Below are 16002 nucleotides of genomic sequence, written 5' to 3' on the forward strand. Positions count from 1 at the left end.
CGCTACAAAACTTTTGAGGAATAGGGAATTTTTCGAATGAATTTCGCCAGCAAAAAACAAAGAGGTATGGTAGCGACTACGGTTACAGGAAAGATGAATGCGTGGGATACGCGAAGTACTTCCAGGGTAACAATGACAATCGCAATCAACGGAATGTGGATGATATAAATCGTAAACGCATGGGCCGACAGAAAACCCCAGCCTCGATCTTGGCGAAAAAATCGTTTGCGGAACAATGTAATCAGTCCCAGACTGATGCCGATGCAGAACAGCGATCCCCACAGGGAATAAACCAACGATGTCCAGTTCCAGCCGCCGGAGAACCGATATCCATTCAACCCGAATATCAAGGCCAAGGGAAGGAACAGAATCGTTGCTCCAGCCGCAATTCCGAATCCGGCCCTGCCCATGGCGTCCGGAATGGCTCGAAACCAATTGCGCCGGTAAGCGATGATGCCGATGATGAAAAAGCCGACATATTGCGTGAGATCGTAGCCGCTAGGAGTGAAAAATATGACGATTGACTCCACCTTGGGTGATCCGCCGGGTAAACCGAGCTCGGGGACCCACAACCTCATTATAAAAGCCGCTGCGGTTAATACGATGGCAAAAACGGTAATCATGGTGTAGGTAGGCGGAGTACCCGGCCGGATTTCAGGTCGGACACGCTTGTTCATCAGCCTTGCCCCTACCGCGTAGAAACAAGCGAAGATAAGAAGCAGCCCGACATACCACATCGGCCCGTAGGTAAATAGCGAGGAGTAGGTCTGCCATGAAAACGGCTTGCGGTCAAGCACATAGGTACCGATCGATTGGACCGGGCTCAGCAGATAAACGTAAATGATCCAAGGAACAAGCAATCGAAAGATCCGGTCCTTAATAAACCGGCCGGCTCCGTTACGTTCAAAAGACGAAGGAACAAAATAACCCGAAATAAGAAAAAATAGCCCCATGAAAAAAGACTGATTGACGGCAAGGAATATATTGCCTATTCCATATTCAAGGGAGGAAGGAGCGAATATTCCGTAACCAATCGAAAAATAAACCAAATGGTGCAGCACAACCAGCATGGTCAGAGCCGCCTTCAGATTATCGATATACAATAACCGGCCTTCTTTTTGCGATGATGCCGGTCTTATGGGGGTACTTTTTACCGTAGTGATCATCAATCTCACTTCTCCTCTTTACGCATGCTCTGGTCTTTCCAGAATGACAATTACGTACACCTTTGCTTGTAGATCAATTCGTTCTATGTTGTAAATCCTTCATCCGCCTCGCCGCTCATGTCCAATGCCAGCAATCGATACCTCCTCGAAAAATTGTGTATGTTGTTAATGCACAATATACCACGAGCAGTATGTGAAGTCAATGGTTCTAAAACCGATTTTTTCCTGCGTATTCATCATTCAAAATGGCTGCGCTTCAGGATTTTTTCCCTTCGGGATTAAACAAAGGTATCCGCTGGCCTTCTGGCCAATAGGATAAGGGAGAAATGGATGATAGGAGGGAGGCGGTAGTGAGCGGTCTCATCTTCGGGAATATGAAAAAACCGGTGCTCCGCTTGCACCGGCATTTAGCGCGGGGCGGCATACAGCTTGCGGAAGGCACCGGGCGTAACGCCTTCGTATTTCTTGAACATGGCGCAGTAATAGCTGGCCGATTGGAAACCGCAGGCGGCTGCAATCCGCTCGAGCTCAAGCGCCGGAGAGCCGATCAAGAGCGGCTTGCTGCGGTTGACGCGAACCTGATTGATGTAGGCAAACGGGCGAAGGCCGGTCGCCTTGCGGAACAGCTGGCATAAATATTCCGGCGAGATGCAAAGTAAATCCGCCAGTGCTTGCAGCGTCAGTGGCTGCGTGTAATTCGCCTCGATATAAGCAAATACGGGCTGCAGCCGCGCACACTGCTGACTGACGGTCTCGATCCGATGATGGATTCCGCGCTCGATAATATCGGTCAGAATCCCATAGAGCATGGAAGAACAGGTATAAACGTTCAAAGCGCCCTGTGTCCGCACCTGCTGCTGCAGGCTCCGGATTTTTGCGAGCAGCCCTTCCGGGTCGGGCATAGTGAACAGACTGCTTGTGGCGATGCCGGCATCCATCCATAAATTTCGTACATATGTGCCGTCGAAGGTCAACCAGTCCACCTGCCACCGATCCCCTTTGGCGTAATATTCGTGATAAACGCCGGGAAACAGAAGCATGCCCATCCCCGGCCGGACAGCATGCTCTTTGCCGTCCGCCAATTTCAGCACGCCTTCGCCTTCGAAGCATTGGAGCCATTGAAACAAATGAAGCCCGGCTTCCCTTCTTACATGCTCCTGCTCATATCGGCAGCCGATCGCGCTCACATAGAACGGAAGCCGTTTGCTGCGTTCCGTAATGAGCAGAAAAGACGGATGCGGGACCATCAACGATCATCCTCCGTTCAAAATCGTACTATCGGGTTCAATATATTGGGATGGATATCAGAATTTTCAATTATTATAATAGGAATAACGTGATATGACAACGGTTTCAAAGAAAGGAGTGAGCATGATCGAACGGCAATTGAATTGGGGGATTCTCGGATGCGCAGCCATTGCCAAACGGGCGGTGATTCCCGGCATTCGGGAATCGCGCACCGGGAGGCTCGCGGCGATTGCGAGCCGCGATGGGAACAAGGCCCAAGAAACGGCAGCTTCATTCGACATCCCCAAATCTTATGCAAGCTATGACGCGCTGCTTGCAGACGACGAGATTGAAGCCGTTTACATTCCGCTGCCTAACCATCTGCATATGGAGTGGACGATCAAGGCGGCACAGGCCGGAAAGCATGTCTTGTGCGAAAAGCCGCTTGCGCTGACGGCTGCGGAGGCGGAGACGATGGCGGCTGCCTGCGAGCGGGCCGGCGTACGCTTGTCCGAGGCGTTCATGTATCGCTACAACCCGCGTTTCGAGCTGATTAAGGAAGTGCTTCGTTCCGGAGAAATCGGCGAAATCCGGGGCATTCACGGCACGTTTACGTTTAATAGCGCAGGGTCCCGGAACAATTTCCGCTTCAGGCAGGAGTGGGGCGGAGGCTCCATCTATGATATTGGCTGCTATCCGATTTCCGCAGCGAGACTGCTGCTGGAACGGGAACCGGAAGCGGCTGCGGTTCATGCCCTGTTCTCGCCGGAGCATGGCGGCGTCGACATGGTGGCGTCCGGGATGCTCGAGTTCGGTGGAGGCGTCGCGCTTACGTTCGAGTGCGCCATGTGGGCGGCGCCCCGAAATGCGCTGGAGATTCTCGGTACGGACGGCCGCATCGAGCTCTTGCCGGCATTCGGCGGACACGACTTTACCGTAACGACGAAGAGCGACGTCCGGGTTGTCGAGACCCCTGCGGTCAATCAGTATGCGCTTCAGGCCGATCGTTTCGCCGAAGAGGTGCGCGGCGCGACGCCGCTTTTCCCGTCGTCCGATGCCGTGTGCAATATGCGCGTCATCGACGCTTGCCTGAAGTCGGCCAGAGAGCGAGCACGGATTGTAATAAATTGAAGGAGGTATCTCGCGAGATGGAATATGTTAACGTGCAGGGATTGGACCAGCCGGTATCGCGCCTCATTTTGGGCTCCGGCGGTTTGTCGCCGAATAATATGGATTATGTACGGACGATGCTCGAAGCATACCGAAAGCTGGGCGGCAATACGGTCGACCTGGCTTATATATACGGCGGAGGTGCATGCGAGCGCGCGATCGGGCTGTGGCTGGCGGAGAACGGCAGAGACGCGATTCATGTCTGGACAAAAGGCGCGCACCATGACCAGAACGGTCCGCGCGTCAATAAGCAGGCGATATATGAGGAACTGATGGAGAGTCTCGAGCGGCTGCAGACCGATTATGTCGACTTGTATGCGCTTCATCGCGATGATCCTTCGGTGCCGGTTGGCGAGATTTTGGAAGCGTTGAACGAGCATATCGAAGCCGGCCGGATGAAGGCGATCGGCGCTTCGAACTGGACGCATCGGCGGCTGCAGGAAGCCGGCGAGTACGCCGCATCCCACGGACTGACCGGATTCGCTTTCAGCAGTCCGAACTTGAGTTTGGCCAAAACCAATGAGCCTTATTGGGCGGACTGCGTATCGGCCGATGAGGAGATGTGCGCCTGGCACGAACGCACGCAGCTGCCGCTCTTCTCGTGGTCTTCGCAAGCGCGAGGCTTTTTCTCCGGACGGTTCTCTCCGGAAGACCGATCGAATGCCGACATGGTCCGCGTATTTTATAACGACGGCAATTGGGAACGGCTGAGGCGCGCGGAACGAATGGCGGCGGAGAAAGGCGTGACGCCGATTCAGCTGTCGCTTGCCTACGTCCTGAATCAGCCGTTCCCGGCGGCGGCGCTGATCGGTCCCGCGAATATTGCGGAGCTGCAATCATGCTACGAGGCTTCGCAAATCCGGCTGAGCCGGGAAGAGCTGCGATGGCTCGACCTGTCCGACGGAACGCATCAAACTTCCGCCTGACAGAATGCCGAGCGGAAGATCAAAAAAGAACCTGATCCATGGATCGGGTTCTTTTGTATTGCACATAAACAATCGCAATGATATAATCAGAACACAACTGAGGTCATGAATGAATGCGCAGTTATTTCATCTTACATTTTTATTGTACCACGCCGGTAAACTCTTGTCAAATTTTTTTTCAAGTGAGGAGAAATGGCATGAATGCTTTCGTTCTCGATTTTCGGAGCATCTTAAAAACGCAGCATCGGCTTGTTGGCGGAAAAGGGCTAAATTTAGGGGAATTGTCCAACATTCAAGGCCTGCAAGTACCGGAAGGATTTTGTGTTACGACCGCGGGATATCAAAAAGCGATCGAACAAAACGAAACGTACCATGCTTTGCTCCATCAGCTAACAACGTTAAAAGCGGAAGATCGAGAACAAATCGGTGTAATCAGCAGGAAGATTCGGCAAATCCTTACGGAAGTCGAAATTCCTTCCGATGTTGTGAAAGCCGTTGCTCACTATCTCTCCCTCTTTGGCGAGGAACATGCTTATGCCGTGCGTTCCAGTGCGACGGCTGAAGATTTGCCGCATGCCTCTTTTGCCGGTCAACAAGATACCTTTTTGAATATCATCGGTAAGGAATCCATCTTGCAGCATATCAGCAAATGCTGGGCTTCCTTATTCACGGATCGCGCGGTCATTTACCGGATGCAAAACGGATTCGACCACAGGCAGGTTTATTTATCCGTGATCGTTCAAAGGATGGTTTTCCCGCAGGCTTCGGGAATATTATTTACTGCGGATCCCGTTAACGGTAACCGAAAACTGCTGTCCATCGATGCCGGCTTTGGACTTGGAGAAGCGCTGGTCTCCGGCTTGGTGTCTGCCGATTGCTACAAGGTACGGGAAGGGCAGATCGTCGAGAAGCGGATCGCAGCCAAAAAATTGGCCGTCTATGGAAGAAAAGAAGGCGGAACGGAGACCCTCCATATCCACCCCGATCAGCAGACGTTTCAAACGCTGACCGAGCGGCAAATTTTACAGCTGGCACACATCGGCAGGCGGATCGAAGCTTATTTCGGCTGTCCGCAAGATATCGAATGGTGTTTGGCTGACGATACCTTTTCAATTGTCCAAAGCCGGCCGATCACGACCTTATACCCGATCCCTGAAGCGGATGATCAGGAAAATCACGTCTATCTGTCGGTCGGTCATCAACAAATGATGACAGATCCCATCAAACCATTGGGATTGTCATTTTTCCTGCACCTTACTCCAGCGCCAATGCGGAAGGCCGGAGGAAGGTTATTCGTAGATGTTGCATCCAGACTGAAGACATCTGCCGGCCGGGAAACGTTATTAAATACGATCGGATCCGATCCGCTCATAAAAGGCGCGCTCACGGCCATCATCGAGCGGGATTTTATCCAATTGGTACCGGATGATCAAACCGCACCGATTCAGGGCGGAGGTTTTGCCGATAGGCTGCCGCAAATCGAGAACGATCCGGAAATTCCGGCTGGTTTGATTAAGCGCAGTCAAGCATCGATCGACAGGTTAAAACAAAATATCCGGACGAAATCCGGGCCGGATTTGTTCGATTTTATTTTGGAAGACATCCAGGAGCTAAAAAAAATCGTATTCGACCCGCAAAGTACGGCTGTGTTTATGGCGGCTATAAATGCTTCGGCATGGATCAACGAAAACATGTCCAAATGGCTGGGCGAAAAAAACGCGGCTGACACGCTTTCCCAATCCGTACCGAACAATATTACGTCTGAAATGGGTCTGGCGCTGCTGGATGTCGCGGATGTCATTCGACCTTATCCGGAAATCGCCGCCTTTTTACGGCAGGTTAAAAACGATCACTTTCTGGATGAGCTTGTTAAGTTTGACGGCGGACAGGAAGCCCGAGACGCGATCCAAGCTTATCTGGACAAATACGGCATGCGCTGTGCCGGAGAAATCGACATCACGCGAACTCGTTGGAGCGAAAACCCGATTACACTTGTCCCGTTGATTCTGGGCAACATTGAAAATTTTGAGCCTGATGCCGGCAAGAGGAGATTTGAAGAAGGCCGCCGGAAAGCGTTGGAAAAAGAACAAACGTTACTCGAACGGTTGAAGCCATTACCGGACGGTGAACAGAAAGCCAAGGAAACAAAACGAATGATCGACCTGGTCCGGAATTTCATCGGCTACCGGGAATATCCCAAATACAGCATCGTCAGCCGCTACTTCGTTTATAAGCAGGCGCTGCTGAAAGAAGCCGAGCAGCTCGTTCAAGCTGGCGTTATCCATGACAAAGAAGAGATCTACTATCTCACCTTTGAAGAATTTCACGAAGTCGTTCGCACCGGAAAACGGGATGAAACCATCATTAACAAACGTAGAGAGGACTATCAATTTTTTGAAAAGCTGACTCCTCCGCGCGTCATCACGTCCGATGGCGAAATCATTGCAGGCGAGTACAGGCGCGAGCATTTGCCGCCTAATGCGATTGTCGGTCTGCCTGTTTCTCCCGGAGTGGTTGAAGGAAGAGCGCGTGTCATTTTAAAGATGGAAGAGGCCGATCTGGAAGACGGAGATATTTTGGTCACCTCCTTTACGGACCCTGGCTGGACTCCATTATTTGTCTCCCTAAAAGGTCTCATCACCGAAGTTGGCGGACTGATGACCCATGGGGCCGTTATCGCGCGAGAATACGGCTTGCCGGCGGTTGTGGGCGTGGACCATGCTACGAAATTGATCCAAGACGGGCAGCGAATCCGCGTGCATGGAACAGAGGGGTACATTGAAATCTTATAATCCATCATGGAGCAGGCGCCGCGGCGGCCTGCTCCGAATCGCTGGAATGGGGGGAGTTTAGCGCAACCTGACAGTAAAAGGAAAGTATAATAAAGAAAACGAATTCAGGGGGAAAGGATGACGAAACAAAAATTAGGGGATGCAAGTATCGGTTTACTGCTAGCGGCGGTATTGTTTTTTGCCGGCGGGTACAAATTCGATGCGTTAAGCGCTGCCCGGGCGAACTCATTTGTACCGAGCGATTCGGTTTTATTGGATAAAGTAGACTATCCATGGGGAAAAGTGTTCATTTTCGATTCGCCTGAAAAGCCGATTACGGTCCTCAGCTTCAAATCATTCGGTTTTATATGGCATTCGAGCATGTCCACCTATAATTATCATCACGATGACCCGATTCAAACCGTCGGGGAAATTTCGTATTCCGATGACAAAGGCCGGGACACGACCGTTATTAGTATCAGGGTGACCGACGCGCAGGTCTCTTATTTAGAGATTGGACCAGAGGGGAACCGATTACGAAAGGAAGCCGTACTGCATGCTCCGATCACATTTTCTTGGGATCGGTCGTTTCCGTGGAATGATTTTAATGCCAAAGCGTTTACTAAAGACGGGAAGGTTCTTTATGAATATCGCTACGCCAATTCAAATGTTATTCGATCGGAAGATTTTAAATGGTATCCCATTGCCCTCTAGCAAACAGGTTTAACAAGAAAACCGGCCGACCTGACGAAAAGATCGGGTATTGACTTAACCATAAACGAATACAGGTGTTACATCGTACTCAATCTGCAGGCGAGGCTTTCTTAAATAGCGGAGCAACATGTTTTTTTGACAAGCGTTATCAGTGAAGAGCCAAGACCGTGGCCGGATGCTGCCATGGTCTTTTTGAGTTGAAAAAAACAAAGGGGAAGGTTATCTTCAACTGCCACAAAAATTTTTTTAACTGGTAACTTTTCACAAAAATGTGCGTAACAATAATGTCGCGATGAAGGGGGAGTGTGAATATCCGTTTATGATAACGTTCATGCATGTCAGGAATAAGCTTTTCTATTGGATGGTCATTCTCATTCTAACGGCGTTTATCGGCTTAGCGGCTGCTTTGCTGTATAAAAACGACAACCCCGCCAGACTGGTCAAAGCCGCCAGCTGGCAGCAGGTTAAGGCTTACCAATATGAAAAAACGCCGGGGCTGGAGCGTGCAGAAGCTTTGAAGCTGACCCGGCAAATAAATCAAACCATAAACATCCCCGGAACGGACCGAACGGTAAGCCTGGATGAAATCTGGTACAACTCGCAGTATATTTATTTCTTTTACAGCGTGGATATGAAAGCTCCCCATCTCGGCTCCGTCAAAGAGGAGGATCTTCCGGTTGTGTCTTTTCAAGTGAAGAACGGCCAGGATGAAGCGGCTGACGGCAGCCCTTTATTTACTTTAAATTGGCTGCAGGACGAAGGGGTTTATTATAACGGCCGGTTCTATGGAAGAATGGCGGCAAACCCTTTTCCCGAGCGTGACGGCACCGGCTCGACGGCCAAACGGGATGTAAGTCAGCTGGATCTTAAGGGCATGACCGTTCGGTTAGCGGGAACGCCTTATCCGCTGTCATCCGATATAAAGCTGGCTGTGGATTATAAGGCTTCGCAGGAGAAAACCGAAACTTTACCTGTAAATCAATCGTACACAGCGCTCGGACAAACGATTGAAATTACCCAATTCGAGATGGGGACGACGATGAACCGCCTTTACCTCCGTTATCACGATTCGGGAGAAGCCGGTCAGTTTGCCGGTGCTTCGATCGTTATAAAGACGGATGCGGGGGAAACGAGGCATGCTGAGGTAACCGAGACTTTGCCTGACGGAACGGTCAAGATGGAGTTTCCTCCTTTTAACCGCCGGCCGCGAAACGTCGACATTGAATTGCAGTCCGTTCTGTTTTTTAATGGCAGTCACCGGATCGAATTTTCGCTTAATGTTTCGAAATACGACACGTTCATTCAGCGCGGCGACGATTCCCGCAGGGAGGAGACCCGGCGTCCGATTGGCCGAATCGAAAATACGGATATTGACCTGGATGAGCTTTATTACGACAACAGAGGCATCGATTTTACCATTGCCTATCAAACCGAGAAGGGCTTAAGGAAGCCTTATCTGCATTTATATCCCGCGCTGCCGGGTTCAATCCCGACTGGTGCGCATCAGGTAGACGAAACAAAAATCCCGATGCTGGTACGTGTCACCAACGAACGCGGGGAAGAGGGAACGATCGGACAGCGAGGGGGAGGCAGCGGGGACCGGTTCGACGCTTTTATCGATAAACCGCTTATTGAGCATTCCAAGGAAATCCATGTGACAATCGACAATCTCATGACAGAGCCTGTAACGGATTGGAAAACCTCTGTTTCCATCCCTGCGGGTTCATGATACGCGACGGGAAAGCTTCGGTTCATTCTAGGAAAAAGATGGATGTATGCGGATTAAAGATGTTCTATAATGAAAGGAAACCCTCGCTAACCGTGAATTGGGAGTGATAACATGCCGACTTTTATTTCGAATGGTACACAGCTTTATTATGAAGATGAAGGCGAAGGTTTTCCTTTAGTATTTCTGCATGGCATCTATGGAAGCAGCAGGATGATTCATGTTGAAATCAGCCGGCTGAAAGAGCATTTTCGTGTCCTTGCATTAGATTCGCGCGGACATGGACAATCGGAACGCCCCTCTCATTATACGATCGCCGACCATGTGCAGGACGTAATCAATTTATTTCATCATCTCGAGCTCGATACTGCCTATCTGATGGGCATTTCAATGGGCAGCTATATTGCTCAAGGCGTTGCGATCGCGGTACTCGACCGGGTGAAGAAGCTTGTACTTGTTGTCCCGAAAAGCCATGGCAAAACTTCCTCCATGCAAGAGCTTTTCACCCGCCATGCCAAGGAGCTGGAAGGACTTTCGCTCGAGGAAAAGATCAGCCGTTCTTTCAACTATATGTTCCATAACCACGATTCTGTTCAGAAGGCCTTTCGTGATTATCATGCCAGGCAGGCAATGCTGACGCAGCCTCACGAACAAGAAGCGGCGAACCGGGCATTGGATGGATTCGATTTCCATGATGGACTAAAGAAGATTACGGCACGCACCTTAGTGATCAGCGGAACATACGACGGGTTAAACCCGCCCGAAATTGGCAAAGCGCTCGCCGCTCAAATTCCCGATGCAGCCTTCATGGAATTCATGCATTCCGGCCATGCTCCAAGTGTTGAAGAGCCGGAACGTTTTATTCATGAGGTAACGCAATTCCTGGCATGACGTCTTGGAAAAACAACGATAGAACCATGACGACAGGCTGCCGATCGGCAGCCTGTTCAATTTGAATACCATTAAGGCCAATTGTAGTGATTTACTTTAAATTACCTGCAAAATACCCCTGAAATGGTGTAAATATATGGTCCGGCTCTTTTCGTTTTATTTGAAAAGGAGCGGGAATAACTGGTTCGATAAAAATTTAGTGACATCGTATTGAGACACTTCCAAGAGAATGACACACGTGATCACGCGCATCAAGTAGCCGGAGTATAAAGTCCATCTATATCGGGAATGAATTTTACAAAACAACACAAATTGAATCGACGGGAAAGGGGAAAGAAGATGCGTTTTCGCATTCGAAAGCCTGAGCCGCCGAGAACGGAACTACCGGATACGCTTTCTGCGGATATCAATAAGAATTTGCAGGTTTTTCGTTCGATCTATGCCGATTGTTCGGATGTGATCTTTCGCCCTTTTTTGATCAGCGGCAGCCGGCAATCGGAACTGATCCATATTGACGGGCTGTCCAATATAGAGGAGATCGACCGGAGTGTACTCGCCCCGCTCATGCAGGAAATAGAAGCGGGAGCAGCCGATATTGAAGGGATTTTTGCGAATAAGCTCACGGTTAGTAAATTAAAGGTCGTTCAGACCTTCAACGAATGTGTAGAGCAAATTTCTGCGGGAAACCCCTTGCTTCTCATCGATCTGGAAAATCGGGCTCTCTCTTTCGGGTTAGGAAAGTGGGAGAAGCGAGCGGTTGAAGAACCGGCCGCCGAAAGGGTATTGCGGGGACCGCGTGAAGGGTTTACGGAAACGCTAGGGGTAAACACTTCGTTATTGCGCAGAAAGATCCGAAGCCCCGAGCTGAAAACGTTGACGATGAAAGTGGGGCGGCGTACCCGCACGGATGTCGTTATTGCCTACATGGAAGGAATCGCCGACAAGACTTTAATCGATGAGGTTAAAAACCGGCTGCAAAGAATCGATATCGAAGGGGTCCTGGAAAGCGGATATATCGAAGAGTTGATCGAGGACAATCCGTATTCCCCTTTCCCACAACTCTTGAATACGGAACGGGTGGATGTAGCCGCGTCCAGCCTGCTGGAAGGGCGTGCGGTTATTTTGATGGATGGCACGCCTTTTGTTCTGGTCGCTCCCATTTCGTTTTTTTCGTTGCTGCATTCGGCGGAGGATTATTATTCGCGGTTTATGATCGGTACGGCGATCCGCTGGCTGCGATATTTTTTCGTCGTGCTCTCCATGCTGCTCCCATCGCTATATGTGGCCTTAATTACGTTTCACCATGAGCTGGTGCCTACCTCGCTTTTAATCAGTATGGCGCGTTCACGGGAAGATATTCCGTTCCCGGCCTTGGTGGAAGCCCTTATAATGGAGATCATATTCGAGGCTCTGCGGGAAGCGGGTGTCCGATTGCCGAAGCAGGTCGGCGCTGCGGTTAGTATAGTTGGGGCACTTGTCATCGGAGAAGCGGCGGTATCAGCCGGCATCGTTTCCTCGCCAATGGTTATGGTGGTCGCGATTACCGGGATCGCCTCCTTCACCATTCCGCGCTATGCGATGGGAATCTCTCTCAGAATGCTTCGTTTTCCGATGATCTTCTTGGCGGGCACGCTGGGGTTATTGGGCATCATGCTTGGAATTATTGTGATCGCCATCCATTTATGTACGCTGCGTTCCTTCGGAGTTCCTTATTTAAGTCCGATTGCCCCATTGAAAACGCGTGAATTGAAAGACGTGCTTATACGGGCACCATGGTGGTCATTAAACAGTAGGCCGCATTTAACCGGAAAATACGATCCATACCGTCAGGCTCCCAGGCAAAAACCCGGTCCAGGCCGAGGAGAAGAATAGAAGAAAAGGTTCGAACACCGTCGAGGAAAGGAGGAGTACCGTGATCGAAAAGGAGAAAATATCCTCGTTCCAGATGGCCGTCATGATGTTTATCGCTGTGCTCGCAACGGGCGATCTGCTGGCGCCGGCCATTGCCGTGAGAGCTGCAGGGATTGACATGTGGCTATCCCCGATTTGGGCATCACTAAGCGGCTTTTCGGTCGTGTATATCTGTTATCGATTACATAAGCTTTACCCAAACGAAACAATCATTCAATATTGTGTTTCGATTCTCGGCAGCATCCTGGGAAAGACGGCCGGTTTGCTCATTCTGTTTTTTTTGCTGCATGATGTTGGCGTCATTATCCGAGAGTATACGGATTTCATCATCGGTCATTTTCTCCCGAAAACGCCGATGATTGTCGTTCTGGGGAGTATGTGTTTGGTTTGCGCCTTCGCCGTGCGCGGAGGAGTGGAAGCGTTAGGCAGACTTGCGCTACTCTTTGTGCCGGTTGTTGTTCTGCTATGGGTGTTGATTGTGATCTTACTTATTCCCAATTTGCAGCTGGAGCTTATCTTACCAGTCATGGAAAAGGGCGTTGGACCGTCTTTGAAAGGAGCGATCCCGCTGCAAAGCTGGTACACGCATTTATTTTTGTCTGCCTTCCTGTTACCCTCTTTAACCGATCAGGAAAGAGGGATGAAGCGGGGAATGGCAACGGTATTGAGCTTAATAATCGCGTTGACCGTCTTGAATCTGACGGTTCTGTTGCTATTTGGGGAAGTGACGGTCAGTTTGACATACCCGGTATTTGAAGCTGTACGGTACATCAGACTCGCCGGCTTTTTCGAGCATCTGGAGGCTGTCGTGATCGCGATCTGGGTGCTCGGAGGATTCGTCAAAATCTCCGTATACTTTTATGTGCTTGCTCTCGGCGCCTCTCAATGGCTGAAGATGAATGATTACCGGCCCCTTGTTTTTCCCTTCGGTTTTATGATCATACTGTCCGGTTTCTGGTCCGCTTCCAATATTCAGGAACTGTCAAATTTTTTAAGTACGATCGCGCCTTTCTATTTAAGTACCTTCCGTTTGGCGATACCGATGTTTCTCCTTGTGATTGCAATTTTCCGAAAGAGATTTTCCGGAGAGCACTAAGGTAAGGTGCGCTCGTCTTATTACGATGTGCTCATGCTTAAAATCGCAATTGCCGAAAGCAGATCCGGGAAAGGCCAGAAGAAGGATTAAGAATGGCTAAATCTCCGCGACAAGTCGACAGGGGGTCAGATGAGATGAACCGTTTTGGGGCAGACAAGATCTCTCGGATATTTCTGATCTTGTTTCTCGCTGTGACCCTGCTTCCACTCGCCGGTTGTTGGGACAAGAGGGAATTAAACGATGTACTGCTGGTAACGGGAGCGGGTATCGACAAAAACGATAAAGGGATCGAGCTTTCTATTCAAATGATCCTTCCGAGAGCACTAAACGGGGGGCAGCAGTTAATGAAGGGAGATAGTGGCGGCGGCGAGGGCAGAGGACAGACGACGACTGTCATATCGGCTGTTGGAACTACAATTGCCGATGCGATGTCGAAGCTCCAAGAAAAGACAGCGCGCAGAATTTTTTGGGGTCACGTCAAGATTATGGTGATCGGTGAAGAACTGGCGAGAGAAGGCATAAGCGAGTATATGGATTTTTTGACACGCCATCCGCAACCGCGACTTCGCATGTCTATATTTGTCTGCAAAGGGAAAGCAGCGGATATTTTGGACATGCAGCCGGAGCTTGAGAGAGAGACGTCGGAAGTCGCCCGGCAAGAGGCCGAGCTCGGATTCGGAATGCAGGTCACGCTCAAAGAACTGCTGCTAATGCTGAGGGGTGAAACTGGCGCGGCGCTTCTGCCATGGCTGGAAAAAGCCCCCATGAGGCAGGATCAAGCAAATCTGAATACAGCGCTTCGTCTGACCGGTTCCGCCGTTTTCAAACAAGACAAAATGATCGGACATATCGATGACGAAGTGACAAATGGGGTTCAATGGCTGAGAAATAAGATCAAACTCGATACGGTTACCATACGAACGGAAGAGGCGGAAGGATACGTTTCCCTTGAAATGATTCATGCTCACCTAACCTTAACTCCGCGTATAGAGAATGAGAAATGGAACATGACGGTTTCGATCGAGACGCAGGAGGATATTTATGAAAACACGACGAAGCTGAATATGATGAACCCGACCGTCGTAAAAAAGCTTCAGAAAGTTGCTGAAAAGGACCTCAAAATCTTTATAGAGTCGGCGCTGGATGTAGGGCAAAAAAAGTTGAAAGCCGATATCTTCGGATTCGCGAAGGCGTTCCACCGCAAATATCCCAAACAGTGGGAATCGGCGAAAGACCGCTGGGATAAAATCTTTCCCGAGATTGAGGTCACAATCAATCCCCGGGTTAACATTCTCCGTCCCGGATTGTCCACCGAGCCGCCAGCCGTGCCGCATAAAGAAGTCAAGAATGAGATGGAAGCAATGAATAGAGAATCAAAAGAGGTGGAAGAAAAATGAAGTGGGGAGCCGTGCTAGGCGCCACTGCAGCCGTCATTGCAATGGCGATGTATGAATGGCCGAGAATGAACAGGAGTCCGAAGAAATATAAAGTGACCTTTGTATCATTGTCCGTCATGGGGTGGCTGCTTGCGGTGTTACTTATTTGGTATCCGGATCTGCCGGGGCCGACTCAATTGGTCGATAAACTTTATAAGCCGCTAGGGAAACTTATTGCAAAATAACGAGATCGAAGAACATGTCCGCGCAGTAACGATTCATTCAGGTTTGACAATGGAGAGCGGTCATTTCCTTCCGGAAACGACCGCTTATTTTATCTGAGACGTAAGCAATCGTCACAATTTGGCATCGATAAGGCTAGACCGTGACTTTCTTGGCCAGATGCGCTGCCGCTTCTTCGGCGTCTTTCTTTGCATTTTTCAGCACATCTGCTTTATCAAGCACATTTGTACCTTGAGCCCGGATAATTTGGTAATCCTCGACACCGAGGAAGTTAAACATCGATTTAAGGTACTTGTGTGAAAATTCGTTATCCGTGTACCAGTCGTTATTTGTGTAGATGGCCCCGCTTCCTTGAATCACGAGTACACTGCGTCCGTCGGTCAATAAACCTACGCCGCCATTTTTCGTATATTTGAAGGTTTCGCGGGCGATCATGACGTTATCCATATAATCCTTGAGCCGGGAGGGAATATTGAAGTTGTGAAGCGGCATGATGATGACGTATTTTTTTGCGCTCTTAAATTGCTGCAAAATGTCGTTCATTCTGCCGGTAACGCGTTTCTCTTCATCCGTCAGCTCTTCGCCCGATGCTAATTTACCCCAAGCGCTTAAAACGGTGCTGTTCACTTCCGGGATTTCTTCGGCATAGAGATCGATTTGTTCAATCGATTCGTTCGGATTCATTTTGCGGTAGTGCTCAAGAAAATGTTTGCCGACTTCAAGACTAAAGGAATCCGGGGAATCCACCGTTGCATGCGCATTAATAACAAGTAATTTTTCCATTT

General features: G+C 49.9%; 13 protein-coding genes. 10 read left to right on the top strand and 3 right to left on the bottom strand.

Annotated elements, in window-relative coordinates; all coding sequences use genetic code 11:
* Positions 1-2 precede the first annotated feature (2 nt).
* Positions 3-1166, bottom strand: a complete 1164-nt coding sequence (locus PD282_RS13445) for an acyltransferase family protein (protein ID WP_274651189.1) — start codon at positions 1164-1166, stop codon at positions 3-5.
* A 407-nt stretch (positions 1167-1573) separates the two neighbouring features.
* Positions 1574-2413 carry an AraC family transcriptional regulator gene (locus PD282_RS13450; RefSeq protein ID WP_274651190.1) on the bottom strand — a complete coding sequence of 280 codons (840 nt, stop codon included), beginning with the start codon at positions 2411-2413 and terminating at the stop codon, positions 1574-1576.
* A 124-nt stretch (positions 2414-2537) separates the two neighbouring features.
* Here PD282_RS13450 and PD282_RS13455 point away from each other — a divergent pair, with 124 nt between their 5' ends.
* From PD282_RS13455 to PD282_RS13500, 10 genes are all read left to right on the top strand, one after another.
* On the top strand, positions 2538-3524 hold the full coding sequence (locus tag PD282_RS13455) for a Gfo/Idh/MocA family protein (RefSeq protein WP_274655203.1): 987 nt from the start codon (positions 2538-2540) through the stop codon (positions 3522-3524).
* 17 nt (positions 3525-3541) lie between these two features.
* Positions 3542-4489, top strand: coding sequence for an aldo/keto reductase (locus tag PD282_RS13460; protein ID WP_274651191.1), 948 nt, complete (start codon positions 3542-3544; stop codon positions 4487-4489).
* Between the two features lie 197 nt (positions 4490-4686).
* Positions 4687-7281, top strand: a complete 2595-nt coding sequence (ppsA, locus tag PD282_RS13465) for a phosphoenolpyruvate synthase (RefSeq protein ID WP_274651192.1) — start codon at positions 4687-4689, stop codon at positions 7279-7281.
* Between the two features lie 117 nt (positions 7282-7398).
* Positions 7399-7974, top strand: coding sequence for a hypothetical protein (locus PD282_RS13470; protein ID WP_274651193.1), 576 nt, complete (start codon positions 7399-7401; stop codon positions 7972-7974).
* A gap of 319 nt (positions 7975-8293) precedes the next feature.
* Positions 8294-9703, top strand: a complete 1410-nt coding sequence (locus PD282_RS13475; protein ID WP_274651194.1) for a hypothetical protein — start codon at positions 8294-8296, stop codon at positions 9701-9703.
* 111 nt (positions 9704-9814) lie between these two features.
* Entirely contained in the window at positions 9815-10591 is a 777-nt protein-coding gene (locus PD282_RS13480) for an alpha/beta fold hydrolase (RefSeq protein WP_274651195.1), read from the top strand.
* A 339-nt stretch (positions 10592-10930) separates the two neighbouring features.
* The gene (locus PD282_RS13485) at positions 10931-12463 is read left to right on the top strand and encodes a spore germination protein (RefSeq protein WP_274651196.1); all 1533 of its coding nucleotides are present in this window, start codon (positions 10931-10933) and stop codon (positions 12461-12463) included.
* Positions 12464-12503: 40 nt separating this feature from the next.
* On the top strand, positions 12504-13598 hold the full coding sequence (locus tag PD282_RS13490; protein WP_274651197.1) for a GerAB/ArcD/ProY family transporter: 1095 nt from the start codon (positions 12504-12506) through the stop codon (positions 13596-13598).
* A 134-nt stretch (positions 13599-13732) separates the two neighbouring features.
* The gene (locus PD282_RS13495; RefSeq protein WP_274651198.1) at positions 13733-14995 is read left to right on the top strand and encodes a Ger(x)C family spore germination protein; all 1263 of its coding nucleotides are present in this window, start codon (positions 13733-13735) and stop codon (positions 14993-14995) included.
* Positions 14992-15219 carry a hypothetical protein gene (locus tag PD282_RS13500; protein WP_274651199.1) on the top strand — a complete coding sequence of 76 codons (228 nt, stop codon included), beginning with the start codon at positions 14992-14994 and terminating at the stop codon, positions 15217-15219. Before PD282_RS13495 ends, PD282_RS13500 begins: the two co-directional genes overlap by 4 nt.
* 133 nt (positions 15220-15352) lie before the next feature.
* Here the strand turns inward: PD282_RS13500 and PD282_RS13505 are convergent, their stop codons facing one another.
* The gene (locus PD282_RS13505; protein WP_274651200.1) at positions 15353-16000 is read right to left on the bottom strand and encodes an FMN-dependent NADH-azoreductase; all 648 of its coding nucleotides are present in this window, start codon (positions 15998-16000) and stop codon (positions 15353-15355) included.
* Positions 16001-16002: the final 2 nt, after the last annotated feature.

Origin of the sequence: Paenibacillus humicola, from assembly GCF_028826105.1 — a bacterium.
In the GTDB taxonomy this organism is placed as follows: domain Bacteria; phylum Bacillota; class Bacilli; order Paenibacillales; family Paenibacillaceae; genus Paenibacillus_Z; species Paenibacillus_Z humicola.

Excerpts from the sequence above, each read along its gene's own strand:
- PD282_RS13445 (WP_274651189.1), bottom strand. The coding sequence starts at position 1,166 with ATGATCACTACGGTAAAAAGTACCCCCATAAGACCGGCATCATCGCAA.
- PD282_RS13450 (WP_274651190.1), bottom strand. The coding sequence starts at position 2,413 with ATGGTCCCGCATCCGTCTTTTCTGCTCATTACGGAACGCAGCAAACGG.
- PD282_RS13455 (WP_274655203.1), top strand. The coding sequence starts at position 2,538 with ATGATCGAACGGCAATTGAATTGGGGGATTCTCGGATGCGCAGCCATT.
- PD282_RS13460 (WP_274651191.1), top strand. The coding sequence starts at position 3,542 with ATGGAATATGTTAACGTGCAGGGATTGGACCAGCCGGTATCGCGCCTC.
- ppsA (WP_274651192.1), top strand. The coding sequence starts at position 4,687 with ATGAATGCTTTCGTTCTCGATTTTCGGAGCATCTTAAAAACGCAGCAT.
- PD282_RS13470 (WP_274651193.1), top strand. The coding sequence starts at position 7,399 with ATGACGAAACAAAAATTAGGGGATGCAAGTATCGGTTTACTGCTAGCG.
- PD282_RS13475 (WP_274651194.1), top strand. The coding sequence starts at position 8,294 with ATGATAACGTTCATGCATGTCAGGAATAAGCTTTTCTATTGGATGGTC.
- PD282_RS13480 (WP_274651195.1), top strand. The coding sequence starts at position 9,815 with ATGCCGACTTTTATTTCGAATGGTACACAGCTTTATTATGAAGATGAA.
- PD282_RS13485 (WP_274651196.1), top strand. The coding sequence starts at position 10,931 with ATGCGTTTTCGCATTCGAAAGCCTGAGCCGCCGAGAACGGAACTACCG.
- PD282_RS13495 (WP_274651198.1), top strand. The coding sequence starts at position 13,733 with ATGAACCGTTTTGGGGCAGACAAGATCTCTCGGATATTTCTGATCTTG.
- PD282_RS13500 (WP_274651199.1), top strand. The coding sequence starts at position 14,992 with ATGAAGTGGGGAGCCGTGCTAGGCGCCACTGCAGCCGTCATTGCAATG.
- PD282_RS13505 (WP_274651200.1), bottom strand. The coding sequence starts at position 16,000 with ATGGAAAAATTACTTGTTATTAATGCGCATGCAACGGTGGATTCCCCG.